26 protein-coding genes are annotated in these 25418 nt (G+C 48.0%); 7 read left to right on the forward strand and 19 right to left on the reverse strand.

From position 1 onward, the window contains the following. Nucleotides 1–61 precede the first annotated feature (61 nt). From NYE50_RS19455 to NYE50_RS19480, 6 genes are all read right to left on the reverse strand, one after another. Nucleotides 62–850 carry a YwqG family protein gene (locus NYE50_RS19455; protein ID WP_029972855.1) on the reverse strand — a complete coding sequence of 263 codons (789 nt, stop codon included), beginning with the start codon at nt 848–850 and terminating at the stop codon, nt 62–64. 63 nt (nt 851–913) lie between these two features. After that, a complete protein-coding gene (locus tag NYE50_RS19460; RefSeq protein WP_039253554.1) occupies nt 914–2239 on the reverse strand; it encodes a UDP-glucose dehydrogenase family protein in 1326 nt (441 codons plus the stop codon). Between the two features lie 199 nt (nt 2240–2438). Continuing rightward, nucleotides 2439–3203 carry a tyrosine-protein phosphatase gene (locus NYE50_RS19465; protein WP_014419068.1) on the reverse strand — a complete coding sequence of 255 codons (765 nt, stop codon included), beginning with the start codon at nt 3201–3203 and terminating at the stop codon, nt 2439–2441. A gap of 45 nt (nt 3204–3248) precedes the next feature. Then, nucleotides 3249–3938, reverse strand: coding sequence for a CpsD/CapB family tyrosine-protein kinase (locus NYE50_RS19470; protein ID WP_015418389.1), 690 nt, complete (start codon nt 3936–3938; stop codon nt 3249–3251). Then, nucleotides 3925–4671, reverse strand: a complete 747-nt coding sequence (locus tag NYE50_RS19475) for a YveK family protein (protein WP_007407552.1) — start codon at nt 4669–4671, stop codon at nt 3925–3927. Before NYE50_RS19475 ends, NYE50_RS19470 begins: the two co-directional genes overlap by 14 nt. 215 nt (nt 4672–4886) lie before the next feature. Then, nucleotides 4887–5030 (reverse strand): hypothetical protein, encoded by a 144-nt coding sequence (locus NYE50_RS19480; protein WP_003151259.1) that lies wholly within the window; start codon nt 5028–5030, stop codon nt 4887–4889. A gap of 203 nt (nt 5031–5233) precedes the next feature. Here NYE50_RS19480 and NYE50_RS19485 point away from each other — a divergent pair, with 203 nt between their 5' ends. After that, entirely contained in the window at nt 5234–6844 is a 1611-nt protein-coding gene (locus tag NYE50_RS19485) for an SWIM zinc finger family protein (protein ID WP_159353525.1), read from the forward strand. Beyond that, nucleotides 6831–9605, forward strand: coding sequence for a DEAD/DEAH box helicase (locus NYE50_RS19490; protein ID WP_159353526.1), 2775 nt, complete (start codon nt 6831–6833; stop codon nt 9603–9605). Before NYE50_RS19485 ends, NYE50_RS19490 begins: the two co-directional genes overlap by 14 nt. A gap of 112 nt (nt 9606–9717) precedes the next feature. Here the strand turns inward: NYE50_RS19490 and NYE50_RS19495 are convergent, their stop codons facing one another. From NYE50_RS19495 to NYE50_RS19510, 4 genes are all read right to left on the reverse strand, one after another. Further along, nucleotides 9718–10575: a Cof-type HAD-IIB family hydrolase gene (locus tag NYE50_RS19495; RefSeq protein ID WP_159353527.1), complete on the reverse strand. Its 858-nt coding sequence runs from the start codon at nt 10573–10575 to the stop codon at nt 9718–9720. Beyond that, nucleotides 10572–11354, reverse strand: a complete 783-nt coding sequence (locus tag NYE50_RS19500) for a DeoR/GlpR family DNA-binding transcription regulator (RefSeq protein WP_016937688.1) — start codon at nt 11352–11354, stop codon at nt 10572–10574. Before NYE50_RS19500 ends, NYE50_RS19495 begins: the two co-directional genes overlap by 4 nt. 209 nt (nt 11355–11563) lie before the next feature. Then, nucleotides 11564–11905 (reverse strand): single-stranded DNA-binding protein, encoded by a 342-nt coding sequence (gene ssb, locus NYE50_RS19505; RefSeq protein WP_045926379.1) that lies wholly within the window; start codon nt 11903–11905, stop codon nt 11564–11566. A gap of 97 nt (nt 11906–12002) precedes the next feature. Continuing rightward, a complete protein-coding gene (locus NYE50_RS19510; protein ID WP_060964082.1) occupies nt 12003–12356 on the reverse strand; it encodes a hypothetical protein in 354 nt (117 codons plus the stop codon). A gap of 172 nt (nt 12357–12528) precedes the next feature. Here NYE50_RS19510 and NYE50_RS19515 point away from each other — a divergent pair, with 172 nt between their 5' ends. After that, the gene (locus tag NYE50_RS19515) at nt 12529–12939 is read left to right on the forward strand and encodes a YwpF-like family protein (protein WP_016937685.1); all 411 of its coding nucleotides are present in this window, start codon (nt 12529–12531) and stop codon (nt 12937–12939) included. Between the two features lie 45 nt (nt 12940–12984). Here NYE50_RS19515 and mscL read toward each other — a convergent pair whose 3' ends face one another. Both mscL and fabZ read right to left on the reverse strand, forming a co-directional pair. After that, complete coding sequence (gene mscL / locus NYE50_RS19520; protein ID WP_049627557.1) at nt 12985–13380, reverse strand: large conductance mechanosensitive channel protein MscL; 396 nt, start codon at nt 13378–13380, stop codon at nt 12985–12987. Between the two features lie 56 nt (nt 13381–13436). Further along, nucleotides 13437–13862 carry a 3-hydroxyacyl-ACP dehydratase FabZ gene (gene fabZ / locus NYE50_RS19525; RefSeq protein WP_003151242.1) on the reverse strand — a complete coding sequence of 142 codons (426 nt, stop codon included), beginning with the start codon at nt 13860–13862 and terminating at the stop codon, nt 13437–13439. Nucleotides 13863–14057: 195 nt separating this feature from the next. On the opposite strand from fabZ, the gene NYE50_RS19530 reads away from it, so the two are divergent. Next, nucleotides 14058–15122, forward strand: a complete 1065-nt coding sequence (locus tag NYE50_RS19530) for a response regulator aspartate phosphatase (RefSeq protein WP_224988317.1) — start codon at nt 14058–14060, stop codon at nt 15120–15122. A gap of 20 nt (nt 15123–15142) precedes the next feature. Here the strand turns inward: NYE50_RS19530 and NYE50_RS19535 are convergent, their stop codons facing one another. The 4 genes from NYE50_RS19535 to spoIIID all read right to left on the reverse strand — a co-directional run bounded on the left by NYE50_RS19535 (nt 15143) and on the right by spoIIID (nt 18407). Then, the gene (locus NYE50_RS19535; protein WP_029575297.1) at nt 15143–15964 is read right to left on the reverse strand and encodes a flagellar hook-basal body protein; all 822 of its coding nucleotides are present in this window, start codon (nt 15962–15964) and stop codon (nt 15143–15145) included. Between the two features lie 24 nt (nt 15965–15988). Beyond that, nucleotides 15989–16786 (reverse strand): flagellar hook-basal body protein, encoded by a 798-nt coding sequence (locus NYE50_RS19540; RefSeq protein WP_224988319.1) that lies wholly within the window; start codon nt 16784–16786, stop codon nt 15989–15991. A gap of 158 nt (nt 16787–16944) precedes the next feature. Then, entirely contained in the window at nt 16945–17946 is a 1002-nt protein-coding gene (gene mbl, locus NYE50_RS19545; protein ID WP_003151237.1) for a cell shape-determining protein Mbl, read from the reverse strand. Nucleotides 17947–18125: 179 nt separating this feature from the next. Then, nucleotides 18126–18407, reverse strand: a complete 282-nt coding sequence (gene spoIIID / locus NYE50_RS19550; protein WP_003151236.1) for a sporulation transcriptional regulator SpoIIID — start codon at nt 18405–18407, stop codon at nt 18126–18128. Between the two features lie 331 nt (nt 18408–18738). On the opposite strand from spoIIID, the gene NYE50_RS19555 reads away from it, so the two are divergent. Continuing rightward, nucleotides 18739–19152 carry a MarR family winged helix-turn-helix transcriptional regulator gene (locus NYE50_RS19555; RefSeq protein ID WP_159353529.1) on the forward strand — a complete coding sequence of 138 codons (414 nt, stop codon included), beginning with the start codon at nt 18739–18741 and terminating at the stop codon, nt 19150–19152. A 24-nt stretch (nt 19153–19176) separates the two neighbouring features. Further along, nucleotides 19177–20373 carry an MFS transporter gene (locus NYE50_RS19560; protein ID WP_024085905.1) on the forward strand — a complete coding sequence of 399 codons (1197 nt, stop codon included), beginning with the start codon at nt 19177–19179 and terminating at the stop codon, nt 20371–20373. A gap of 35 nt (nt 20374–20408) precedes the next feature. On the opposite strand, the gene NYE50_RS19565 is transcribed toward NYE50_RS19560, so the two are convergent. From NYE50_RS19565 to NYE50_RS19575, 3 genes are all read right to left on the reverse strand, one after another. Continuing rightward, nucleotides 20409–21863 (reverse strand): NCS1 family nucleobase:cation symporter-1, encoded by a 1455-nt coding sequence (locus tag NYE50_RS19565; RefSeq protein ID WP_224988321.1) that lies wholly within the window; start codon nt 21861–21863, stop codon nt 20409–20411. Nucleotides 21864–22026: 163 nt separating this feature from the next. After that, nucleotides 22027–23391: an MFS transporter gene (locus tag NYE50_RS19570; protein ID WP_159353531.1), complete on the reverse strand. Its 1365-nt coding sequence runs from the start codon at nt 23389–23391 to the stop codon at nt 22027–22029. Next, nucleotides 23388–23954, reverse strand: a complete 567-nt coding sequence (locus NYE50_RS19575) for an isochorismatase family protein (RefSeq protein WP_159353532.1) — start codon at nt 23952–23954, stop codon at nt 23388–23390. The genes NYE50_RS19570 and NYE50_RS19575 overlap by 4 nt, the downstream gene beginning before the upstream one ends. A gap of 252 nt (nt 23955–24206) precedes the next feature. Here NYE50_RS19575 and NYE50_RS19580 point away from each other — a divergent pair, with 252 nt between their 5' ends. After that, nucleotides 24207–25418 (forward strand): ammonium transporter, encoded by a 1212-nt coding sequence (locus NYE50_RS19580; RefSeq protein WP_025285402.1) that lies wholly within the window; start codon nt 24207–24209, stop codon nt 25416–25418.

The raw sequence follows: 25418 nt of genomic DNA on the forward strand, positions 1-25418 counted from the left end.
AAAAAAAGGAGACAGTGATGAACCGTCTCCTTTGCCTTGTATCATGATTATCATACTGTCGTTAACTGCAGTCCCAGTTGTACAAAACGTTTGAGAAATCTTTTTTCTTCAAATCTTCCGGTCTGATAAAGAAATTGGCGATTCCCACATCTCCCCACATCGAATCAATGTCATCATCTGAATCAATTTGCAAAAGCAGAATCGTATGGTTTTGATGGGAGTAAGACCGCGGATCTTCCTGGGTGAAGGACGCATAGCCGCCGATTTTATGGCCGAATGCGTTCGCCGTATATTCGTCATACACCTCATCGTCAAACTGCTCGAAATAGTCAAAGGCATCCATCCCGGCATACCGCCCGAATTGAAAATCAGACGGGAGCACCCATTCAGCAGACAGCTCAGGGGTGATCAGCGCTTCGGATTGAATCGGAAAATCGTACTCCTCTTCAACCTGAACGAAAGAAAAATCATCCATGAGCTCCGCTACTTCTGCTGTCACATGTTCAAAATATTTGACGCAGAAACCCGTTTGCGCGCACCCGTCGTCAAAATTCAAACCGTATACGTCATCACTGACCGATATGTAAAACTGAAGAATGCCGGTGTCCGGAAAATCAGGAAGTCCGGGCATATCCGCAAAATTGATTTGAGCGAGAAGCTTCATCGGTCTGCCGCTTTCATCTTCAGGATATGGTTCATGTTTCGGAAAATAGGGGTCTCCGGCAATTTTACTGTCATACCGACCCGTTTCAGCTTTTTTGACGTGCAGTTTGATAAAGGGCCGTGCTGACGTTTCCAGCAGACCGCGGGATGATTCCATTTGCTTCGGCAATTTCCATGTTTTTTCCACGATAAATATCCCCTTCGTCTCTAATGATTGTATGATAAAAGGCCGGCGCAGTCCGCCGGTCTTTCAAGTGACAGAATCAGTCTGAGGCACGACGGCTCTTCTTCCGATTGAGATATATTCCACGCCCGCCTGTTCCGCTTCCTCAAGCGAGTGGCAGTTTCTCCCGTCGAAAATAACCGGGGTTTCCATCAGCTCTTTGTACGCTTCAAGCGGGAAGTGTTTAATTTGTTCCCAATCTGTCAGAATCAGTACGGCATCCGCTCCCCTGACGGCTTCTTCTATGGACTCCCGATAGGAAACTTCAGCCGGAAGCAGCCCGGAAGCCCGGAATGAAGCGATCGGATCGTACGCTGTCATCCGGGCGTCAAGAGCCGCCAGACGATCCGCAATGACAATGGACGGCGCGTCCCGCATATCATCTGTATTCGGCTTAAAAGACAGCCCTAATAATGCGATGGTTTTCCCCGTCACACCGCCGAGCCTGTTCAGCACTTTATCAACCAGCATGGACTGCTGGTTATTGTTGACTTTAATGACGGACTTCAGCAATTCAAAATCATGCTCCACATGTCCCGCGATCTGCACGAGGGCGTTTGTATCCTTCGGAAAGCAGGAACCGCCGTAACCGATGCCGGCTCTTAAGAATTGATTGCCTATCCGTTTATCCAATCCCATTCCGTGTGCGACTGATTCCACATCCGCACCGACTTTTTCACATATATGAGAAATTTCATTAATAAAACTGATTTTTGCCGCTAAAAATGCGTTTGACGCATATTTGATCATCTCAGCGCTTCTGATGTCCGTATGATATACCGGAATCGCAAGCGGCGCGAAAACCCGGTCAAGCGTTTCCCGCGTCTGCCGGTCTTCAGCCCCGATCACGATGCGGTCGCCGTGAAAGGTATCGTGAATCGCCGAACCTTCACGGAGAAATTCCGGATTCGAGGCGATTGAAATGTTCACGTCCGCTTTCAGCCGTGAATGAATAACTTCGCTGATCCTGTCATTCGTTCCCACGGGAACCGTGCTTTTTGTCACAACGATCGCATCTTTAGAAATATGTTCGGCAATCCGTTCGGCGACATTTTCAATATAAGTAAGGTTTGCGTGCCCGTCTTCTTTTTGCGGCGTTCCGACCGCTATAAAAATAACGTCCGCTTCCGCAAGCCCTTTTTCGTAGCTCGTTTCAAATGCCAGCCGATGCCGGCCGATATTTCGTTTCATCATATCTTCAAGGCCCGGTTCAAAGATAGGGGACAACCCCTTTCTCATCTGCTCAACCTTACGTTCGTCAATATCTATGCATGTTACGTCATGGCCGATTTCTGAAAGAGACACTCCTGTCACAAGACCGACGTAGCCTGTTCCGATCACTGTTATTTTCATCGTGTTCCCCCAACCGTTTAGAAATTGCTGCTGGGCAGCTTACCGTTATTATCATATGATCCCGGCGCCGGCGGAATGCCGGAAGCCTGAGGTCATGATAGGAAAAAACGGCGCCGGCCGCTGATAATAGCATAAGCATAAAAGAATCATCTTGCAAAACAGCCGCTTACGCTTCATTTAAACGGGATGGAGACGACGATTAAAAAAGACCCCAGCGCTTACGGCGGGCCACAGGCAGCGGAGGTTCCTTATAAACGGCTTTGTTTTCAGCGAGAAGCGCCGCATTTTCCGTGAGCATGTAAATCAGCTCAGCCCCTGCTTCTTTTTTCAGAACGCCGAGCGCCTCCTGATAATAAAAATTTCTCGGTCCGAGATTATGGGCGTCAGATGCGAGAAAGTGGATCAAATTCGCTTCCATCAGCTGCAGCGAAAAGGATTTCGCTTTCCGCCCGAATACTCCGGCAATGCAGCCGGCCGTCACTTGGGCGGCCGCGCCTTTCTTCACAAGACTGTATAGAACGGAAGGGTTTTCGCGAATTTCCCTGTTCCGCTCCGGATGGGCGATGACGGGGACATATCCGTTCAGCTGCAGTTCATAAAACAGCCTTTCAGCGTAGGCCGGGACATGATCCGCCGGAAATTCCGCCAGCACATACTTCGTATCATGGAGCGGGACAAGCGAGCCGCTTTGAAGACCTGTCAGCAGATCTCCGTCTGTTCTGATTTCCTGGCCGGGCAGAACAGTCAGCGGAATGCCTTCCTTATTCAAACGTTTGTTTAACATGCTGACCGCTTCGTTGACCGTATGTCGGTCCGTGTCATAGCGGTATTTCACATGATGCGGCGTCGCGATGATCGTATCAATCCCCTGTCTGACCGCTTCTCTCGCCATCTTCAGGCTTTCTGTATCATCCGCCGCGCCGTCGTCTATGGAAGGAAGGATGTGACAATGGATATCTATCATATTTCAATCCCTCCTTAAAAAGAATGGACCGCGCCCATTATGACATTATTGTCCGTAATAGGCGTAGTCCGAGTGTTTCGTTTGTTTCTTCCCGTTCATCACGGCCCCAAGGAGCTTGCACGGGCAGTAATCGAGCGCTTCTTTCGCCTTGGCCGCTTTTTCCTTGTCCGTTTTCCCGCTTGAGATCACCATAATGGCCCCGTCAGTGTAGCTGCCTAATATTTTCGTATCGGCTACGGCCAAAACGGGAGGCGTATCCAAAATCACTTTATCATAAACTGCGCCGGCTTCTGACAGAAGATCTTTCATGGCACCCGTCGATAAAAGCTCCGCCGGATTGGGCGGGATCGGCCCGCTCGTTAAAATATCCAGGTTTGCTTCATCAGCCGGCAGGACGGCTTTCTGAAACGGCATCTGTTTTAACAGCAGTGACGTTAATCCGGTTCCGTTGTCCAATTTGAAGGTGAAATGAACCGTCGGTTTGCGCAGATCCGCATCAATTAAAAGCACTTTTTTCCCCTGCTGTGCAAATACGACGGCAAGGTTGGCCGCGGTTGTCGATTTTCCTTCTTCCGGGCCGGCGGATGTAATCAAAAGGGACTTCACCTCCGTATCAACGGAAGAAAATTCAATGTTTGTGCGGATCGTGCGATATTGTTCTGAGTTGATGGATTTCGGCTCAGACATCGCAATCACGCTTCGTTTTCCGGGTTTGTCTTTTTTACGCGTCAACATGTCCGCCCCCCGCTTGTTTGGTTTCCGCCATCCTCAAGTTTTTGGCAACGCTGTCTTTAGTACTGATTGAAGTAACCGTTCCCAGGATCGGGATGCCGAGCAGCGATTCCAGCTGTTCTTCCGATTTGATCGTATTATCCAGATGTTCCAGCAAAAAGGCGAGACCGATTCCGCCCAAAAGTCCGGCGGCAAACGCAATCGCGATGTTCAGCTTACGGTTAGGCTCTGCCGGTGACTGGCTGTCCGCCGCTTCGGCCTTTGAAAGGATGCTGACATTATCCACGTTCATGATGGCGGTGATCTTGTCCTGAAAAACGGCTGCAACCGCATTTGCCATAACGGCCGCCCGCTTAGCATCCGTATCCCTCACGGCAATCGTCACGACTTGTGAATCCTGCTCGCTGGACACTGTGATTTTCGATTCCAGCTCTTTCGAAGTCATGGACAGATGCAGCTGTTTAATCACTTCGTCGAGGATGACCGGGCTTTTGATGATGACATTATACGTGTTGATTAATTGGAGGTTGGTTTGAACGTCATTGAATTGGACTTCTTTTTGATTGTTTTTGGATTGGCTGACCAAAATTTGAGTTGAGTTTTCATAGACCGGCGTAAGAGCGAAGAAACTGATGAGTCCGCCTGCGGCAGATGCCGCCGCGGTAATAATAAGTATAAACAGCAGACGCTTTCTCAGTATTGCGAATATTTCCTTTATGCTTGTAGATTCTCCCATATAACCTCCATATCACTTTCCGCGTATTCCCATTCCCTCCAATGATCTTTTCCAATTACGATTATACAGCTTTAAACTGTCATTTCTAACCTTTTCAAATGACAAAATTCGACAAAAATAGACAATCACTTCAATCTGTTTTATTTTTGTAAGCGCTTTAAATACTGGTGTCACAGGAAGATTAAAAAATCCCGCGGCCAAGAACCTGCGGGATTTTATGTTGCATATCCATTTTTAATATAAGAAATCAAATTTTCAAGCATTTCTTTTGTGGTCATCTCAGAGGACTGCTCACCAATGTCGTGCGCATGCATTAAAATCTTCAGAAACTCCTCTTGATCTAACTTCGTTTTCTTCATCATTCGTTTCCTTTCGGCTTCCATTAAATTGAAAACAAGATTATTATATGCTGTCGGGTGCTGTTTTGCAATCTCTAATACATCATTCGACACATTCGGGTTTTTATGTCCTTTTTTAGGAAAAACTTTTTCCGGGCCATGTGTTGCGATATAATAGAGGAATTGGAATCTTTTTATTTTGTGACTCGTTAGGAGCGATAATCATGCTTCAGGATATGATTGCTAAAGAAGATGTGCTCGCAGCGGCTGAACAGCTTAAAGAACTTCTTCCTTACAATGAAGACAATGTTCAGCTGATGAAGAAAGCACTCATTTTATATCGGCAGGATTCCGTCTATCGTATACAGGTTCAAACCCCGACAGAGATTTCCGCATATGTGCAGGATGTTGTGCCTGTAAGGGTCACGCTGAACTTATTTTTCATGGTGAAAAGCGGCTGCGCATGCCCGTCTGAGGCGATCTGCCGCCACGTGCTGGCCGTTTTTCTTTACGTATATGCCCAATTCGAGCGGGTCGGTACCTTTACCGAACATTGGCTGGAAAGAGAAAAGCTTGAGGAAAGCAGGGAGCTTGTCCGCCGGCAGTTTCAGGAAAAAGTGCTGCCGAATGAAGAGTGGCTGTCAAGCTGGCTCGCTTTTTTTGATTCGGAATTCTCGCTGTGGGAGGCGCGGACGCCGGCCGGAAGCCAGACGATGCAGGGCCTTTATTACGGCTATCTGTCAGCGCTCAAAAAACACGCCCCGAAAAAACCCGAGCTTAAAAGCTTATATCAGATTCATTCGGCGCTTGCCGTCTGGCTTCACATGTTCACTTTGATTGAGTCAGGCAGATTGGATGCCGAAAAAGATTATTACAGCATCAATCCCTACGTGGAACAGCTGATGGATACGATTTATTCCTCCATTGACAGACTGAAAACGTACGCCTTGTCTTTTTCACTCGATCCTTTTTTAGACCGGACGCCCCCGGTGCTGCGCAGACTGCTTGTGAAAGAAGAGCTTTTTCAATACGAACGCCTCCGGGTATTCGGTGAAATGTGGAGCGCGCTTTTGAACCGGCCGAAATGGGTCGCGCGTGAACAGGAGATTCTCGCACAGGAAAGCGGGCGCCGTTTTTCGCCGGAAGTGCGGTTCGGACGGCTTCATCTGGCCTTTTTGCAAAAAGATGATGAAGCGGTCTTCCAAGATATGTCCCGCTTCCCTCCTGAAGCGCTGCCGTATACCTTTCAATGGCTCGGTGAACTCACCGTGAAAAAAGACTGGAAACGGCTGAAAACATGGTATGGCCGGATCGAACCGCTTGCCGTGAACTATACGAAGCTTGATAAGCCGTTTAAAGAAATGCGCGACATCATCGGAGAGCTGTTCGCGCTATTGGCGGATTATGCGCGGCACTCACGGGATGATCAGCTGTTTGAACGGTTTGCTTCCGGCTGCCTTCCCTATACCTTTACCGAATACAGCCAGTATCTGTACGAAAAACGGCGGTACGCGGAGTGGGTGGAGATTCACAGCCTCGTCGGTTTTTCCGTCTGGGAAATCGAAAAGGACATCCTGAAGGAAATTGCCGCCAGTGATCCGGAAGCGCTCATCCCCTCCTATCACCGGGCGGCGGCCTTTTTTATCGACCAAAAAAACCGGAGCGCCTATAAAGAGGCTGCACGCCATCTGAAAAAACTGCGGACGCTTTATAAAAAGGCAAAAAAACAGCAGGTATGGGAGCGGTATATCAGCCGGCTGAGCGCAAGTTACAAGAGGCTGCGCGCCCTTCAAGAAGAATTGCAGAAAGGAAAGTTGATTGATGGCGAGTCTTAAGGAAATTTTCATTCATGTAGAACAAATGGAAGATTGGACATTTACGCTGTCAAGCCATGATGAGAAGGAGCAGCCGCTTACTCTCAGTCAGATGAAGACTCATTTGTTCCAATGGCATGAGTCCACCTTTTACGGAACGTTTCTTGAAGACGTCAGCTTCATAGGCACTCCGGCCGTTCTGCTCAGCCCGTGGATGACCGTCGAGCTGCTCGGAAAAAACTCGTTCAATTCATTCAGCACCGTGCAGCTGACAAAGGAAACGGAACCATTAATCGAAGCGGCTTCGACGATATACGAATTTATTGCCGACGGCGATTTTCTTCCGGACTATGAGGCTTGGCAAAATGGCGTCCTGCGCTTCAAAGACCGTGAGCTTTTGCTGGAAGGCTTTACGGCAGACTGGTTCTCAGCCGCGGTCCAGGACTACATTCAGTACAATGATGACCTGCTGGAAAAATGGCGGCAGATCGAAACCCGCTCACCGGCCGTTCATACGTTTAAAGGCTCCTTTTTGGATGAAGATGATTTTCTCGAGGGAATCGGCTGGCATGACGATCTGACGCCGTTTACCGTCGGGCTCCGATTAAACGAGCCTGATTTCGACGGTGACGACTGGAAAATCGAAATGTTTTTACGTGAGAAAAAAACCGGCTCCATCACCTTTTTTGACGGACTGAAGGGACTGAAAAAAGCGTGGCAGGCATACAGCGGAAAAATCGCGCGCGAACAGGACCGCTTCCGCAGAACGGTTCCCTGGCTTTCGTTTGATTCAGGAACGACGCTGATATCTGAAGAAGAGGCTTGGATCTTCTTATCGGAAGCGAGTGAGACGCTTGTCGATATGGGTGTGGAGATTCTTCTCCCATCATGGTGGCAGATTGTCCGGGACAGCAATATGATGCTCAAGGCGAAAGTGTCATCCTCCCCGCGGGGCGAGTCCTTCGTCGGCATGAACGCTCTGCTTGATTTCAACTGGAGATTCGCCACTAACGGAATTGAGCTGACAGAGGATGAATTCAATGAGCTTGTCGCAAACAACAGACGACTCGTCAACATCCGCGGCCAATGGGTGAAAATTGATCCGCAATTTATTAAACAGATGAAAAAACTGATGGAAAAAGCGGAATCTGAGGGCCTCCACATGTCCGACGTGCTGGCGCGCGAACTGATGGATCACGGGGAAAACGGAGCCGAGGACACGGACATCATTGACTCATCGGCATTTGCCGGGATCAAGATCGAATTATCAAAGCATCTCAGAAGCCTGATCCGCAAACTGACGGAAGCCCGGGATCTGCCGGAACATGAAGTCAGCGCCGCGTTTCAGGGCCAGCTCCGCCCTTATCAGATGTACGGCATGAACTGGCTTCTGTTTTTACGGGAAAACGGCTTCGGCGCCTGTCTCGCAGATGACATGGGACTTGGAAAGACGATTCAGATGATCGCTTATTTTCTCCATGTGAAGGAAAGCGGCCGGCAAAAAGCGCCTGCCTTAATCATTGCGCCGACATCGGTGCTCGGCAACTGGCAGCGTGAGCTCCAGACCTTCGCGCCGCAGCTGAAGGCCGTGCTTCATTACGGCCCCCGCAGGCCGAAGGGGGAAGCATTTGTCCCGGCCTATCAGGATGCGGATGTCGTTCTTACTTCTTACGGCCTCTCGCACGCCGATCAGGAAGAGCTTTCTTCCGTGACATGGAGCACCATCTGCCTTGATGAAGCGCAAAACATTAAAAACGCGCATACGAAGCAGTCCCGCGCAATCAGAAAGCTGAAAGGCGTCCATCATATCGCGCTGAGCGGAACACCGATGGAAAACCGCCTGACAGAGCTTTGGTCGATCTTTGATTTTATGAACAAAGGCTATCTCGGCAGTCTGACCGGCTTTCATAAACGCTATGTGCTGCCGATTGAAAAAGACCGTGACGAAAAAAGAATCAACCAGCTTCAGCAGTTAATCCGGCCGTTTTTACTGCGCCGGACAAAACGGGATGAAGAAGTGGCGCTTAATCTTCCTGACAAGCTGGAACAAAAAGAGTTTATCCCGCTCTCAGCCGAACAGGCATCCCTTTATGAACAGCTTGTCAAAGATACATTTGAACATATGGCTTCTCTGACCGGGATGCAGCGGAAAGCGCTGATTCTGAGCATGCTCGGCCGCTTGAAGCAAATATGCGACCATCCTGCGCTCTATTTGAAGGAAGAACAGACAGAGCTGTTAAACGGGAGATCCGTCAAACTGGAAAAGCTGCTTGACTTAATGGCGGCGATCCGCGGACAAGGGGAAAGCTGCCTCATTTTCACCCAATACATTCAGATGGGCAACATGATGAAGCGCCTCCTGGAAAAAACATTCGGAGAACCGGTTCAGTTTTTAAACGGCAGCCTGTCCAAGCAGGAACGCGATTCTCTCGTCGAACGGTTCCAGAAGAAAGAATACCCGACGCTGATTTTGTCACTGAAAGCGGGCGGAACCGGCCTGAATCTGACGGCTGCCAATCATGTCATTCACTATGACAGATGGTGGAATCCGGCGGTGGAAAACCAGGCGACCGACCGCGCCTACCGAATCGGCCAGGAACGGTTCGTCCATGTTCACAAACTCATTACGACGGGAACGATTGAAGAAAAAATTGATGCCATGCTAGAAACGAAACAAACGCTGAACGATCAGATTATCCAAAGTGAAAATTGGATTACCGAGCTGTCATCCGATGAGCTTGAAGAATTATTCACCCTCAGCGCATCGGCGCAATCACATTAAACGCAAAAAGACCGGCTCTCTCAGAAGAGCCGGTCTTTTATGTCGTCCTTACTGTTACGCCGCATTTGCCATGAATGCGTCACGCCAGTCATGAACAGTATCGCCATACCTTTCACAGTAAATTCCTGATCATATGCGCAACGCCGTTTTGATCATTTGTCAATGTAACGGCATCAGCGATCTCCTTAATATCTTCTCTCGCATTCCCCATCGCTATGCCTTTTCCGGCCGCCTGAAGCATTGAATAGTCATTTAAGCTGTCACCGACCGCGGCGGTTTCAGCCATCGGAATGCCTAGCTTTTGCGCCAGCCGTTTGAGCGCCTGCCCTTTAGAGGCGTTTCGAGACGCCAGTTCGAAGTTGTGATCGGCAGAGCTGACAAGGGTGAGGTCTTTCTGATCGCTGAATCGGTCCCAGCCCGCTTTCAGCTTCCGCTCATCAAACGAAAACCCGAGAATATTGTAAAAATCCAGATGTTCTTCTTTCTCAAAGAGCTCACGGTATGATTGAATGTAAGCAAAGCCCGACTGGCTGTATTGCACAGAAGCCGCCTGCTCCAAAATAGAAAGGTCGGTTTCCGGATTGGCGCTTTTTACCCGATCCATTTCGATATCGAGCAGCTGCCTGCCGGTTTCAGGCGTATAGATGGCTTTGTTTGTAAACACCTCATAGTAATATTGATTCTCTTCAAGCCAGGACAAAATCCCCCGGGCCCTTGTTTCTTCAATCGCATCACAATGGTACAGGCTGCCGTCAGGAGCATGAATGGCGGCTCCGTTTGCACTGATAATCCAAGTTTTTATGCCGAGCGGTTCGAATATGGAGTGCACGTCAAAATGCGCGCGTCCCGTGGACACCACGATTTCAATTCCCGCTTGCCGGGCTTCCCTTAAAGCCCGCTCGTTTTCATCGCTTACTTGATGACTGCTGTTCAGCAGTGTGCCGTCCAGATCTATGGCAATCAGTTTCACATGTCCTCATCCTCTTCTTCAGAATCAGTTACAAGCAATTCTACGCCGTGCCGGTCGAGCAGATCACAAAAATCCTGATCAGGCAGCCGATCGGTGATCAGCAGGTCAACCTCGTGCAGGTCTGCATATTGATAAAAACTCGTACGGCCAAGCTTGGAATGATCGCTCAGCGCAATCACCTGTTCCGCCTGCCGGATCATTTTACGCTTGACCATGCCGTCTTCTTCATGCGGTATCGTCAGACCGTTTTCCGAGATGCCGACAACGCCGATCAGCACCTTATCGGCGTGATAATCCCCCAGTTTTTCTACCACAGAAGCGCCGTATAAAAACCGGTGTTCCTTTTGCAGCTTTCCGCCGAGCAGATGAATGTCAATTCCCTCTTTTGCAGAGAGGATATCGGCCTGATTGATCGAATTTGTAATAACAGTGCAGCCGGTGACATTTAAATGTTCGGCGCAGGCCTGCACGGTTGTGGAGGTATCCAGGATGATCCGGTCTCCTTTATGGATCAGGGAGGCGGCCAGTCTGCCGATTTTGTTTTTCTCTTCAGAAACGGTTTTCAGCCGGCCGGAATAGCCAGGCACTTCCTGATGCACAGACGGCAGAATCGCGCCGCCCCGTGTTCTGATAATGGCTCCGCGCTCTTTCAGCTTGACAAGGTCCCGTCTTGCGGTGTCTCTTGAAATATGAAGCAGCGAACATATCTGTTCAGCGGTGATCCGCCGATGCTGTTTCAAATATTCCATTATCGCAATCAGTCTTTCTTCTTGATACACGTCCTCATTCCTTTTTTCGTCACTTATCTGTAAGTAATTATAAGTTTTTATCTTAAAACATTCAATTATTTTAAGTGTTTATAAGCAAAATCACTTCTTTTTAACCATTTTTTAGATCCCGAACCAAAAAACCAGTCTTTCGACTGGCGTATAGGAAGGGGGTATTGCGGGGCCCGCCAAAAGGCGGGAAAAAGAGGAAAAAAAGCATGTTATTCAGCCAGCGGCTCTTTCCGTTTTTGATCCATAAACCGAACGGTATCAGCCATGACCTCAGTCACATAAACTTTTACGCCGTCTGTCTTTTCATAGCTTCTCGTCTGGATTCTGCCGCTCACACCGACCAATGACCCTTTTTGGCAGTACAATGCTGTGTTTTCAGCGCTTTTTCTCCAAATGGTGCAGTTGACAAAGTCAGTCCCGGTTTCACCTGACGCGCTTTTAAAATTGCGGCTGACAGCCAAGGTAATATGAGCCACGGCAATGCCCGCTGATGTAAAACGGAGCTCCGGGTCTTTCGTCAGCCGGCCGACAAGCATCACGTGGTTAAACAAGCCGTATCCTCCTCTCTTTTTCGAGGGTGGCTTCATTGTAGTACAAGAGCTCCAGAAAGCAAAAAGCGGAAAAAACCGTTATCCGTTTATGCCTCTCTTATGATTTCGCTTTTCTTTCAGATAAAAAAAACTTTTTCTTTTGACCGCTTATGTAATATGTATTTTTGAGCAGCCGCGAGAAAAGTTTCGTTTTAAGCCAGTTTTTCTCAAACATCCTGACGAACTTTCCGCCGTCCCATGCGAACCAGTAAAAACTCAGCTTTTTATCAGTCAGTGAAAGCTGAATTTTATACTGTTCCATGCGGTCTTTTGTTTCATACAAAAAGACGACATTCCCTCTTCTGTTAAGATGCACCTCGCACTCTTCCTTTTTGGATACTAAGTAGGAATGATCGTCCTCCCGCCTTAAGCCGTCTTCTATATAAATTTCCTTCAGGCGCAATTGATTCATAAGCATCTCTCCATGACTATATTCTTTTACATTATAATGAATAAATAGAAATGATTAAATGTTGACCGCCTACAAAAATGATGAAGCATGTCTTACAGCATTTTCCCGGAAAAAGTGATATGTGTTATAATAAATGAACGAAAAAACATGGACAACAGGGGTGAAAATAGAGATGAAGACCTTTAAACTGGTTGATCTGAATGTGGAACGTTTAGATAAAGACGATCGGCCGATTGAACAGTTTCCCCTTTTAGACGGATTGATTATCAATAAAGAAGACGGTGAAAACCATTGGTTAATTGAAGCTCTGGTGCCGGCCGAACACTTTTCTTTTTTTGACATGCTGATGAAAAGCCAGAAAGAAGCGAAGGTGTTTGTAACGATTACGAAAAAAAGCAACCGTCCCGCCCAGCTGACGGGAAGCATCAAAAATATCGTCGAGCTGGAAAAGAGTATACAAGTTTTAATTTACGGTCAAATGGTGTCAAGAAATCACCCCGGATCAGAAAGCATTCTGGAGTCGCTCGTGAAAGAAGGATATTCAGGCAGCCGGCTGATTGAAGCGTTCAAACAAAAATTATAATCATGAAAAAGGCCGGACGTTAATCATCCAGCCTTTTTTTATGCCCTAGTCATTGTGATGCGCCCGCTGTTTCAGCAGATCTCTGATTTCAGTCAGCAGTTCTGTCTGCTGATCTGTTTCTTCGGCTTCTTCCGCCTCTTCTTCTGCTTCTTTTTTACGTCTCAGCTTGCCTAATGTGCGAATCACGATAAAAATAGAAAATGAAATAATGAAGAAGTTCACAATCGTTTGTATAAAGCTTCCGTACTTGATATGGGCGTCGCCGAATGTCACTGCCAGTCCTGAAAAATCAAGGCCGCCAAGAAGAAGACCGACAAGCGGCATAATGATATCTTCAACGAGTGACGTCACGATTTTTCCGAAAGCGCCCCCGATGACAACACCGATTGCCAGATCCATGATATTGCCCTTCATCGCAAAGCTTTTAAATTCTGACCACATTACATTCACCCCATTCTACACGAAATGGGCTTTTTTATAAGCCCATTTGTTTATTTTTATTCTCCGAGCGCAAAGGTTAATTCGGCTTCACACACGAGCTCGCCGTCAACTTTGGCAACGCCTTTTCCGCGTCCGATCGTACCGCGTGCACGTGTAATGTCCACTTCAAGCTCCAGCTTGTCACCCGGTTTTACCTGCTTTTTGAAACGGCAGTTATCAATCCCCGCAAAAAACGCGAGTCTGCCTCTGTTTTCTTCTTTAATCAGCATCGCCACAGCTCCGACCTGCGCCAAAGCCTCTACGATTAATACGCCCGGCATAACAGGGTATTCAGGAAAATGGCCGTTAAAAAAATCTTCATTCGCCGTCACATTTTTATATCCCGCCGCCCGTTTTCCTTCTTCGACTTCCGTAATTCTGTCTACCAGAAGAAACGGATAGCGATGGGGAATAATTTCTTTAATTTGCTGAGTATCAAGCATTCTCTTGACATCTCCTTCATCGACAATAGTATGTATAGAAGGTATAAGTGGTAACCAATCTGTACATTTGGAAGTATATTATGAATCAATTTCTTTTTCAACCGCGCTATAAACTGTAACCAGCTGGCAATGAGCCTCGTCCATTAATGTGTTATGATAAATAAAGATTTTTACCCTAAGCAAAGAGGTTGGAAGATGATTGCTAAGTTTACTGAGAAACGCACGCTGGTGATGCTGAATGAGTGGTATGACGCCATGGGAAAACGCCAATTCGATCTAGCCCGTTCCCTTCACGAACAAATCAATCAGCATCTCCCCAAATTACAAAAGAATGCAAAGCTCAATCTTAGATATCAGCTGTTTTTTGCACGGTTTCAGCTGCTATTTGAGAAAAAGGACGGCCTGAATAAACTGTTCTGTGAGCTGAAGCGGCGCAAAGATGAGATGGATCATGAATTAACTTATTATTTCCATTTTTCTAAAGGATTATTCCATATGGTGAACGGCACTCCGAACCGGGCTGTCTGCCGCTTTAAAGAAGCCGAACAGTACCTGCCGGCCATCCAGAACCGTATTGAAGCCGCTGAATTTTATTATAAAACAGCGGGTGCTTATTACATGATGAAGTCGCCTCCGCTTTCCATTCAATATGTCAACAAAGCGCTGAAGATCTATCAAAGTGAATTCGGCTACATCAAAAAAACGCTCAGCTGCCAGCTGCTTCTCGCCGTAAATTACATAGACGAGGCACGCTATGAAGACGCTGAACAGCTCTTCAATGAATCCATAAAAATAACAGACCGCATCAATGACAATAACCTGCTGTGCCACGCTTATTACAATTTTGGTTTTTTAAAGACCGCTCAGAAAAAAGATAAAGAGGCGCTTCCTTTTTACAAAAAGGTATTGGGCAATCAGCGTTTTGAAAAGGAGTCTCCCGTTTCCTACCTTCATTGTGTATACGAAGCGGTCAGAGCACTTTTTAAAACCGGATGCCCCGCCGAAGGACAAACCGTGCTGCAGAAAGGATTATACATAGCTGACAAAGTGCAGAGCAACATCATGAAACTGAAGCTGGCCGCGCTCAAAACACTGTATACCTCTCAGGAGGATCCGTACGACCGATTGCAGAAGCTCGTGCTGGAGCTGCAGAAAATTGAAGCGTGGGTGGATTTGGAAGTGCTGCTTCAGGATATTACGGATTACTACAAAAAAAAGGGCGATTTTGAGAAAGCCGCATTTTTCATCATGCGCGGCTGATCAAAACGCCCCTTCTTTTATTATCTGACTGAGTTGATTAAGCCCAGCATTTGGTCTCCCAATGTAATCGTGCGGCTGTTCAGCTGGTAAGAACGCTGCGACACGATTAAGTCGGTCATTTCCTTAGACATATCGACATTTGAATTTTCAAGCGCCCCCTGCTCCATGCCGATCCCCTGCCGGTTTGCGCCAGTCAGCTCTTCAATCGCTGAAGCTCCCGCACCGTTTACGGAAAACAGATTATCCCCTTCCGCATGAAGCGCCTGAGGGTTATTGACATTGACGATGCCGAGATTAAACGTCTGGGAACGGGTCCCCGCCTGGTCTGAAGCTGTCAGCGTTCCGGTTTTGCTGATTTTCAGCTTAGTCAGCGAGCTGTCAATTTGGATGGGCTGACCGTTCTCATCGAGGATGGGATTGCCTCCCGCCGTCATCAGCTGCAGAACCCGGTTATTTCCGCCGGCCGGCTTGAGGGTGAGTGAGCCGTCCCTTGTATACACCCGCCGTCCGTCCGCTTCTGCCTGGAGATATTGATATGGTGATGTGAACGCGATATCAAGGTCACGGTCAGTTTTTTTGATGCTTCCCTGCCCTGAATCCAGCTGCGGCGTCATCATCGCTCCGGCGCCGAGACGCAGGCCGGGCGGTGTTTTCCGCATGTTCGGCGAATTTTCCTTTTTATCATCTATTTGATCATACTGCTGCCTGATCAGCTCGGAAAAGCGGGAGTCCCTCGCTTTATAGCCTGTCGTATCACTGTTTGAAAGGTTGCTGCTGACTGTATCCATCTGCTGTTGAAGCTGGTTTAAGGCTGTTGAAGCCGTCAGCATTGATCTGAGCATCATAATTGAACGTCCCCCATTTTATTACACTTTGCCGATTTCATTTGCGGCTTTATCCATGCTTTTATCGTAAGCCTGAATGACTTTCTGATTGGCTTCAAATGATCTGTATGCTTCCGTCATTTCTGTATACGTGCTTGTCACGTCCACGTTTGAAAGCTCCGAGACGCCTTGTTTTAAGGTATACGAGACTTGGGGATTCGCCGCCGCACTCGGCAGTTCAGAGCCGTCGGCCGTGCTGTATAGGTCATTGCCGTCCCGTTTCAGATTGCGCACGTCTTCTTCCATTCTGATGTCAATCTGCCCTGCCGGCCGGCCGTTTGTTGTGACCGTGCCGTTTTCTGATACGGTGAATTTTTCATTGTCGACTGTAATCGGCTGTCCGTTTGTTGATAAAACAAGATTTCCGTTTATCGTAAGCTGATTGTTTTCATTTAATGAGAAAGTGCTGCTTTTTGAGTAGCGGACGCCGCCCGCAGTCTGAACCGGATAAAACAGCTCGGCGTTTTCATTCGTTTTGGCATTCTTGGGAACTTGATTCTCCATAAGCGCGATATCCGTCGGCTGATCGGTCGTTTTCAGGCTGCCCTGCGTGAACAATGGTTTCAGCTCCTGCATGTATACGCCTGTGTTGACGGAGCCGATTTTCGTTTTTTTATCGCCTTCTATTCGGCTCAGAAGCATCTCGGGAAAGGCGCGGATTGAACCTTGATCCTCTTTGTACCCTGATGTATTCGCGTTTGCGATGTTATTTGACAGCATTTCCGTTCTTCTCTGCTGTGTAATCATTGCGGACGTTGCGGTATATAATCCTTTTAACAAGTCTTCCACCTCTGAAATAGCATTATTTCCAGTTGCCTCACCGGAACATTTGTTCTATAATGAAAATCAGCATTTTTCTTATTATCGGATTTACATTCCCGTTCGTGAAGGGTTTGGCAGAAAAAAACCCCATTCTTTTTCAGAATGAGGTTTTATCATCAGCTCAGTTTGCGTTTTGGAAGCTTGTCCATGTTATCCAGCATGACGCCGGTTCCGACCGCAACACAATCCATCGGGTTCTCAGCGACAAGAACAGGCACCCTCAGCTCTTCGGCAAGAAGCTGGTCAAGCCCGTTTAACAGCGCTCCCCCGCCGGTAATGATAACGCCGCGGTCGATGATGTCAGCGGACAATTCAGGCGGTGTTCTTTCAAGAACCTGCTTGGCGGCCTGCACAATGACGGCAACTGATTCACGAAGGGCTTCTTCTACTTCTTTGCTGTTTACTGTAATCGTTCTCGGCAGACCGGAAACCATGTCACGGCCGCGGATGGTGATTTCTTCATGACGTGCGTCTGGGAAAACCGTTGCGACCTTCACCTTAATATCTTCAGCGGTACGTTCACCGATCAGCAGCTTATACTCGCGTTTGATATAATTTAAGATTTCCATGTCAAACTTGTCCCCAGCCATCTTAATAGAAGAGGAGGTGACAATATCGCCCATAGAAATAACTGCGATATCTGTCGTACCGCCTCCGATGTCAACAACCATGTTACCGCTCGGCTGGAAGATTTCCATACCCGCGCCGATAGCGGCAACTTTCGGTTCTTCTTCAAGGTACACATGCTTTCCGCCGCTTTTTTCAGCTGCTTCTTTAATCGCTTTTTGCTCAACGGATGTAATATTCGTCGGGCAGCAGATCAGCATGCGCGGTTTTGAGAAAAGTCCTTTTACATTCAGCTTATTAATGAAATGTTTCAGCATGGCTTCTGTTACTTCGAAGTCTGCGATTACGCCGTCTTTCAGCGGACGGATCGCAACAATATTCCCAGGTGTACGTCCAACCATTCGTCTGGCTTCTTCACCGACAGCCAGCACTTTGCCGCTGTTTTTATCAAGTGCCACAACGGAAGGCTCATTCAGAACAATTCCTTTTCCTTTTACATGGATCAGTACATTTGCGGTACCGAGGTCAATTCCAATATCCCTTGCAAACATCTATTTATATCCTCCTTGATATCTGTTTCACAGTAAAATATCCACATTGTGCCCTAATTATATATATTATCATAATTTATCAAAAAAAAGCTGCTGAACGATATAAGTTCTTGACAAAATTTTGCGGATATTCGCGAAACCGCCCGGAGGAGAAAAAAGGGCCCGGCAGACGTCAGGCGCTACGGCTGCTGAACGGGCTCCCCTTCAAGAATTTCATCCTTCTTGTACTTTAATTTCGTCGCCTCGCCCCCCCTTAAATGTCTGATGGATTTATGATAATCGAGTATTTCTTTTACTTCATTCGCCAAGTCAGGATTGATTTCAGGCAGGCGTTCTGTCAGATCTTTGTGTACGGTACTTTTGGAAACACCAAACTCTTTCGCAATGACACGAACGGTTTTTTTCGTCTCCACGATATACTTACCAATCTTGATTGTTCGCTCTTTGATGTAATCGTGCACACCACTCGACCTCCCCAGTTGGATGTGAGAAGTGTGAAATGAGATCCGTATTCTGTAACAGATTCACTGATGATGCAGCTTCTTCGTTGTCCGATTATATAAGAAGGTTTTAGAAATATGCCCACGATCCCTCACCTCAAACACTCTCTTTGATAGGTTTGTAACAGTGTATTAGCAATGAATTGGGAATATGCTAAAAACTCAATAAGGACAAGGGGCGGGTCATAATTTTCTGCTTTTTGAACGGGGGGTTTACATCCGCGCGATCCTGCTGTAGAATGAAACAGCACAATTAGTTACTTAGGTAAGTTTTTTGAAAAGGAGAACGGAAATGATCCACGTCAACAGACGCCTCATTCATCAAATCAATCAATGCGCCCGCCTGATTACGAAGAAAGCCAATGAACGGCTGGAACCATTCGGCCTGTACTCCTCTCAATGGTCAATCCTATATTGCTTAAAAACGATCGGGCCGATGACCCAAAAAGAAATCTGGTCCTATCTGAACGTAGAGGCGCCGACCGTTACCAGAACGATCAAACGCCTTGAAGAAAACGGCTGGATTCAGCGGGAACAGGGAGAAGACAAGCGGGAAAAGCTCGTCGTCCTGACGAAGGAAGCTGAATTGAAATACAACAGCATCAATCAAGAGATGCTGAAGTTCGAGGAAGACATGCTTGCGGATTTCCAAGATGGAGATAAGGAAGCTTTTTCTGAGTTTCTGAATGTGTTTTTAATGAAATAATAAAGAAAGGGAAGTGCTGTACTTTTGAGTAAATCTGACTCGATCTGGACCAAAGATTTTATTATGGTCGTACTCGTAAATTTATTTGTCTTTGTGTTCTTTTATACATTTTTGGCCGTGCTGCCTATCTATATGATTCAGGAGCTTGGCGGCAGTGAATCGCAAGGAGGGCTTTTGATCAGCCTGTTCCTGTTATCTGCTATTATCACCCGTCCTTTTTCAGGGGCGATTATTGAACGGTTCGGCAAGAAAAGAATGACGATTGTATCTCTGGCGCTGTTCGCCCTGTCTTCTTATCTGTATTTGCCGATACACAATTTCTATCTGCTGCTCGGACTGCGTTTTTTCCAAGGCATCTGGTTCAGCATTTTAACGACGGTCACGGGCGCAATTGCCGCTGACCTTATTCCCGCCAAGCGGCGCGGTGAGGGACTCGGTTATTTCGCGATGTCTATGAACCTTGCCATGGCGATCGGTCCGTTTCTCGGACTGAGCCTTGTGAAAGTCATATCGTTCCCGGTGTTCTTTACGCTTTTTGCCGTATTTGTTTCTTTAGGCTTGCTGATTGCTTTTATGATTCGTGTGCCGGATCAAAACAACAGCGGAACGACTGTCTTCCGTTTTTCTTTCTCCGACATGTTTGAAAAAGGCGCGCTTAAAATCGCGATTGTCGGGTTGTCCATTTCTTTCTGTTATTCAAGTGTGACTTCATATTTATCCGTTTATGCAAAGACGATCCACCTGTTGGATGTCAGCGGCTATTTCTTCGTCTGTTTCGCCGTGACGATGATGGCCGCACGTCCTTTCACAGGAAAGCTGTTTGACAGAGTGGGGCCGGGAATCGTCATCTATCCGTCGATTATCGTGTTCTCCGCGGGGCTTTGCATGCTGGCGATGACAAACAGCGCCCTCATGCTTCTCTTGTCCGGTGCCGTAATCGGCCTCGGATACGGCTCTATCGTACCTTGTATGCAGACGCTGGCGATTCAGAACTCGCCCGGACACCGTTCAGGCTTTGCGACGGCTACCTTCTTCACTTTCTTTGACAGCGGGATTGCCGGCGGGTCATATGTATTCGGCCTCTTCGTCGCTTCCGCCGGATTCCATTCGATTTATCTGGCCGCGGGGCTGTTCGTCCTGATTGCTTTGCTCCTGTATGGCTGGAGCCAGAAAAAAAGAACGCCGCTTGAAGCGGACGGAAACGTTTCAATCGCAGACTGATATGACAAAAAGCCGGGGGCAGCCCCCGGCTTTTTTTATTCGGCCGCTCTTTCCCGCACGATTCGTCCCTCCGCTTTTGCATAAGGAGGATGAATATACATAAGCGCCGAATAACCGAGACACGACAAAATGACACCCGCAAACCAGGAAATATCATAGATGCCGGCGAACGCCGGGACGTACATCCCGATTAAAGAAATAAACGCGCCGAGAAAAGTCGCGGCAAAGGCCCGGTAATTATAGCCTTTGTAATAAGTGTACTGTCCGGTTTCCGAATAAAGGTCTTCAACTGAGAGCTGCCTTTTTCTGATGATAAAATAATCAGCCATCATCACCCCGGCCACCGGTCCGAGCATCCCGCCGATGAGTCCGAGAAACGCATAAACATTCGTGGCGCTCTCCATCAGCTTCCACGGTATTGTGAACAGAGCCAAAACGGCGGTCAAATACCCTCCCCTCCTGAATGTAATATACTTCGGCAGGACATTCGCCAAGTCATAGGCCGGTGACACGATGTTTGCCGCCACGTTAACCGAAACGGCGGCGATGCAAAGTGTGATGACCGAAAGAGCGATAACGAAAGGATTATCAAACCGGGCCAAAATCTCCACCACATCCCAAATCGGTTCTCCGAATGCTACCTGTGATCCGGATGTCACTGTAATGCTCGCAAACGCGAACAGCGCAAACGTTCCCGGCAGGCCGTAAAACTGGCCGCGAATCTGTTCTTTTTGCGACGCGGCGAATCGGGTGAAGTCAGGGATATTCAGAATCAGCGTCGCCCATATTCCGATAATGCCCGTTACTCCGGCTGCAAACGGCCAAAACGTTTCAGAAAAGGTATGAAATTTTCCCGGCTGTGAGTAAATCGGACCGAGCCCGCCGGCAATATCTATCGCCCACCAGACCATGCCGCCGAATACGAGATAAACAAGCGGGCCCGCCCATACTTCAAATTTTTTGATTGATTCCATGCCGTGCCGCAGCACAAGCAGATGAATGCCCCAAAAGAAAATAAACGACAGAAAGCCCGGCAGATGAAGTCCGAGTATATTCCAATCTCCGCCGAGGCTTCCCCAGCCCGGCCATATGTTCAGCAGCAGAATGTGTAAAGCTGTGCTCCCGGCAAATGTTTGAATTCCGAGCCACATAATGGCCGTAAACGCCCTGAGAAGCGCCGGAATGTTTGCGCCGTATATTCCGTAAGAAGCCCTGATAATGACCGGAAAAGGCAGGCCGTATTTCGTTCCGGCATGGCCGTTCAAGGCCAAAGCTGCGAACAAAATGAGTGACGCCGTCACGATAATGGCGAGCACCTGCCACGGAGAAAGACCGATCGCAATGAGCCCGCCCACAGTCGCATAGGTCGGGATATTATGAATACAGCCCATCCAGATGGATGCAAAATTAACCGCTTTCCATGTCCGTTCGCCGTCTTCTAAAGGCAGTAAATCTTTGTTGCTTAGCCGATCACTCGTTGTTTTTGTCATTTTCTCCCTCCCGCATGTACGTTTTCCTTACATCACATGTGAAAAAATATAACTGAAAATTCCGTAAATAACATTGGTCGCTGTCGACAATAATCGTTTTGATTTTTGAGCACATTACACAAAAAAAGAGACGGGGAGAGCCCGTCTCTTTTTGTTGCGCCTGTTAAGAGGCTTTTTTGAGGAGAACCGAAAACCGGAACGCCATCAAAAGGCTTACAGCGCCGACAACGATAAGAATCGTCCCAAGCATATGAAAATGGCCGGCGGTAATTTCTTTTCCGAAAAGAATGCCCAAAATGACAGAAGACAAAATCGAACCGAGATACCGGCAGGTCTGAAACAGGCCGGACGTTGTTCCGACCATGTCGGCGGGGCTCGTTTTCAGCATGGCCGCCTGAAACGTGACATTTCCGAAGCCGTAGCCGACACCCAGCACGGACAGGATCAGCCCTTTTCCTATCATGGGCGACTGAAGAAAGAAAAACGTTAACAGCACCGCCCCGATCGCGGTCAGACAGGTTCCGGCAACAATCGGCTGAAGAAGCCCTTTCTTATCTATCCATTTTCCGGTCAGAGGTGACACCAGAATACTCATGCCCGACATAAACAGCATAATCAACCCGCTTGTCTGAACGGACAAATGCATTTCATCCTGAAAATAGCTCGGAAGCCCGAAAAAGATGCAGTAAAAGAATATATTCAGCAAAATAAATTGAATATACACCGACGATAGTTTCCGATGCGTTTTAAACAGCCTGACATCAATAAACGGCTTCTCTGTTTTCAGCTCACGCCAGATAAACAGCCCGACAAACAAAAGCCCGAATACGCCTTCTGTATAGTGAGGCTTCGTACTGAAGGACAATAAAAACGACAGGAGAAGGATAATCGCTCCGGCAAACAGGAGTATCCCGATCGTATCAAGCTGGCGGAGCACACCTTTCAAGCCGCCGATCTCGCGTTTTTCATCTTTCGGAAACATATACATTCCGAGAAAAAAGCTGAGAATGATAAACGGCAGATTGACGAAAAAGATTGCCGGCCACCCTCCCCAAACGATCAGAAAACCGCCGAGAGTCGGACCGAGCGCCGTCATGGCTGATGCAAAGATTGACAGGACGGCCAGCGCCGAAGCCTGCTTCTCCCGTATATTTGAACGGATCAATCCGACGCCGGACGGATATATCGCGCTGCTTCCGATCGATTGAAAAAGACGCATGATCAGCAAAGTCATAAAAGTCGGCGCAAACGGCGCGCCGACCGCTGAGACGGCAACAAGCAGAAGCCCGATCAAAAACAGCTTCTTCCTGCCGAGCATATCACCGAGCTTCCCGGTAACAGGCTGCGCCACCGCGCTGGCCAGATAAAAGGACGATATCAGCCAGGACACCGTTGTAAACGACAGGTGAAATTCATGCTGAATACTGTGAAGCGCAAGAGAAATCATCGACGAGTTCAATGGGTTCAGCATCGTCCCCGAAGCCACGGCCGTCAAGAACAGGACGCGGCTTTTTTTGGAGATTGTCATTTTGTCTGTGCGATAAATTCTTCCGTCGTCCGGCTTCTGCCGATTTTCGGGAAGATAAACTTGAGTGTCGCTTCATGCTGTTCATCGCTGAATGTCGCCATCGCGTCAGTTACGAAAACTTGCTGATACCCGAGCTGAAAAGCTTCTCGCGCCGTGCTTTCCACACCGATGTTTGTCGCAATCCCGCATAACACAATCGTGTCGATTCCCCGTCTTCTGAGCTGAAGATCCAGGTCCGTGCCGAAAAACGCGCCCCACTGCCGTTTTGTTACCGTATAATCGTTTTCTTTCACTCCGATGTCAGGCACAAATTCAGCCCAATCCGCCGGCGGGGCCGAATGGCCCGCCGCCTCTTCATCCGTCAGCGGCTTCAGCGCATCCGCTCCGTCATGAAAATCCACGTTCACAAAGCTGATAAATCCGCCTTTTTCCCGGAACACATCAATTAATTTTTTCGCGTTCGGCACAACGGTACCGCTTTTATCCATCGGCACAATGCCTTTTTGTAAATCAATAATGACCAAAGCCGTTTTTTCAAATTGCAGATTCAATGATGTTGTCATAATGATTCCTCCTGATGCAGTTAGTGTTTCTCACCCCGTTTATTTTACTCTTTCCCGGACAGGATTTCTTCCGCCGTGCTCCGGCGCTCTTTTTATGGATATAAAGTCGCACGACACCCATTTGAAAAAGCAGCATTATGAACGCAAAAAACCATGTCAGATAACCTTACATGAAAATGTTTTATCGTTCTTTTTTCTCTATAATAATGAATTAATCACAATTACATTCTGAATGAGACGGAGGAATACAACATGCAGATGGGCGATACAGTATTTATGTTCTTTTGCGCTTTACTCGTGTGGCTGATGACCCCCGGGCTGGCTTTGTTTTACGGCGGAATGGTAAAAAGCAAAAACGTGCTCAGCACGGCGATGCATAGTTTTTCTTCTCTCGCCATCGTATCCGTCGTTTGGGTTTTGTACGGATATTCACTTGCTTTTGCCCCCGGCAATACATGGCTTGGCGGGATTGAATGGGCCGGGCTGAAGGGGGTCGGCTTTGAACCCGGAAGCTACAGTGATACGATCCCGCATTCCTTGTTCATGATGTTCCAAATGACGTTTGCCGTACTGACGACGGCCATTATTTCCGGAGCATTTGCTGAACGCATGAGATTCAGTGCTTTTCTTGTATTTTCCTTTTTGTGGGCTTCCCTCGTATATACGCCCGTTGCGCACTGGGTATGGGGCGGCGGCTGGATCGGCCAAATGGGCGCTCTTGACTTCGCAGGCGGAAACGTCGTTCACATTTCTTCCGGAGTCGCCGGGCTTGTGCTGGCGATTGTGCTCGGGAAACGCAAGGACGGCACGGCGGCTTCGCCTCACAACTTAATTTACACGTTCTTGGGCGGAGCGCTCATCTGGTTCGGATGGTTCGGCTTCAATGTCGGCAGCGCCCTCACGCTCGACAGTATCGCGATGTTTGCCTTCATTAACACAAACACCGCGGCTGCAGCCGGAATTATCGGCTGGATTTTAATCGAATGGATGCTGAATAAAAAACCGACCATGCTGGGCGCTGTATCAGGCGCAATCGCCGGGCTTGTCGCCATTACGCCGGCTGCCGGGTTCGTTACGCCGTTCTCTTCCATCGTAATCGGTTTCATCGGCGGGCTTGTCTGCTTTTGGGGCGTTTATTGGCTCAAAAAGACTTTCGGTTATGATGATGCGCTTGACGCTTTCGGACTGCATGGGATCGGCGGGACATGGGGCGGCATCGCGACCGGTTTATTCGCCACCGCTTCCGTCAATGACGGCGGGGCAAACGGGCTGTTTTACGGCGATCCGGGACTGCTCTGGAAGCAGATTGCGGCCATTGCGGCAACCTATGTATTTGTATTTATTGTCACTTTCGTTATCATTAAAATTGTAGGTCTGTTCATTCCCCTGCGCGCCAGTGAAGAAGAAGAGTCACTTGGGCTTGATTTAACGATGCACGGGGAAAAAGCATATCAGGACTTATAA

The organism is Bacillus sp. EU55 (assembly GCF_038005925.1).
In the GTDB taxonomy this organism is placed as follows: Bacteria; Bacillota; Bacilli; order Bacillales; family Bacillaceae; genus Bacillus; species Bacillus velezensis.

Coding starts and splice junctions, on each gene's coding strand:
- NYE50_RS19460 (WP_039253554.1), bottom strand. CDS start 2,239: ATGAAAATAACAGTGATCGGAACAGGCTACGTCGGTCTTGTGACAGGA.
- NYE50_RS19465 (WP_014419068.1), bottom strand. CDS start 3,203: ATGATAGATATCCATTGTCACATCCTTCCTTCCATAGACGACGGCGCG.
- NYE50_RS19470 (WP_015418389.1), bottom strand. CDS start 3,938: ATGTTGACGCGTAAAAAAGACAAACCCGGAAAACGAAGCGTGATTGCG.
- NYE50_RS19475 (WP_007407552.1), bottom strand. CDS start 4,671: ATGGGAGAATCTACAAGCATAAAGGAAATATTCGCAATACTGAGAAAG.
- NYE50_RS19480 (WP_003151259.1), bottom strand. CDS start 5,030: ATGAAGAAAACGAAGTTAGATCAAGAGGAGTTTCTGAAGATTTTAATG.
- NYE50_RS19485 (WP_159353525.1), top strand. CDS start 5,234: ATGCTTCAGGATATGATTGCTAAAGAAGATGTGCTCGCAGCGGCTGAA.
- NYE50_RS19490 (WP_159353526.1), top strand. CDS start 6,831: ATGGCGAGTCTTAAGGAAATTTTCATTCATGTAGAACAAATGGAAGAT.
- NYE50_RS19510 (WP_060964082.1), bottom strand. CDS start 12,356: ATGAATCAATTGCGCCTGAAGGAAATTTATATAGAAGACGGCTTAAGG.
- NYE50_RS19515 (WP_016937685.1), top strand. CDS start 12,529: ATGAAGACCTTTAAACTGGTTGATCTGAATGTGGAACGTTTAGATAAA.
- mscL (WP_049627557.1), bottom strand. CDS start 13,380: ATGTGGTCAGAATTTAAAAGCTTTGCGATGAAGGGCAATATCATGGAT.
- fabZ (WP_003151242.1), bottom strand. CDS start 13,862: ATGCTTGATACTCAGCAAATTAAAGAAATTATTCCCCATCGCTATCCG.
- NYE50_RS19530 (WP_224988317.1), top strand. CDS start 14,058: ATGATTGCTAAGTTTACTGAGAAACGCACGCTGGTGATGCTGAATGAG.
- NYE50_RS19535 (WP_029575297.1), bottom strand. CDS start 15,964: ATGCTCAGATCAATGCTGACGGCTTCAACAGCCTTAAACCAGCTTCAA.
- mbl (WP_003151237.1), bottom strand. CDS start 17,946: ATGTTTGCAAGGGATATTGGAATTGACCTCGGTACCGCAAATGTACTG.
- NYE50_RS19555 (WP_159353529.1), top strand. CDS start 18,739: ATGATCCACGTCAACAGACGCCTCATTCATCAAATCAATCAATGCGCC.
- NYE50_RS19565 (WP_224988321.1), bottom strand. CDS start 21,863: ATGACAAAAACAACGAGTGATCGGCTAAGCAACAAAGATTTACTGCCT.
- NYE50_RS19570 (WP_159353531.1), bottom strand. CDS start 23,391: ATGACAATCTCCAAAAAAAGCCGCGTCCTGTTCTTGACGGCCGTGGCT.
- NYE50_RS19575 (WP_159353532.1), bottom strand. CDS start 23,954: ATGACAACATCATTGAATCTGCAATTTGAAAAAACGGCTTTGGTCATT.
- NYE50_RS19580 (WP_025285402.1), top strand. CDS start 24,207: ATGCAGATGGGCGATACAGTATTTATGTTCTTTTGCGCTTTACTCGTG.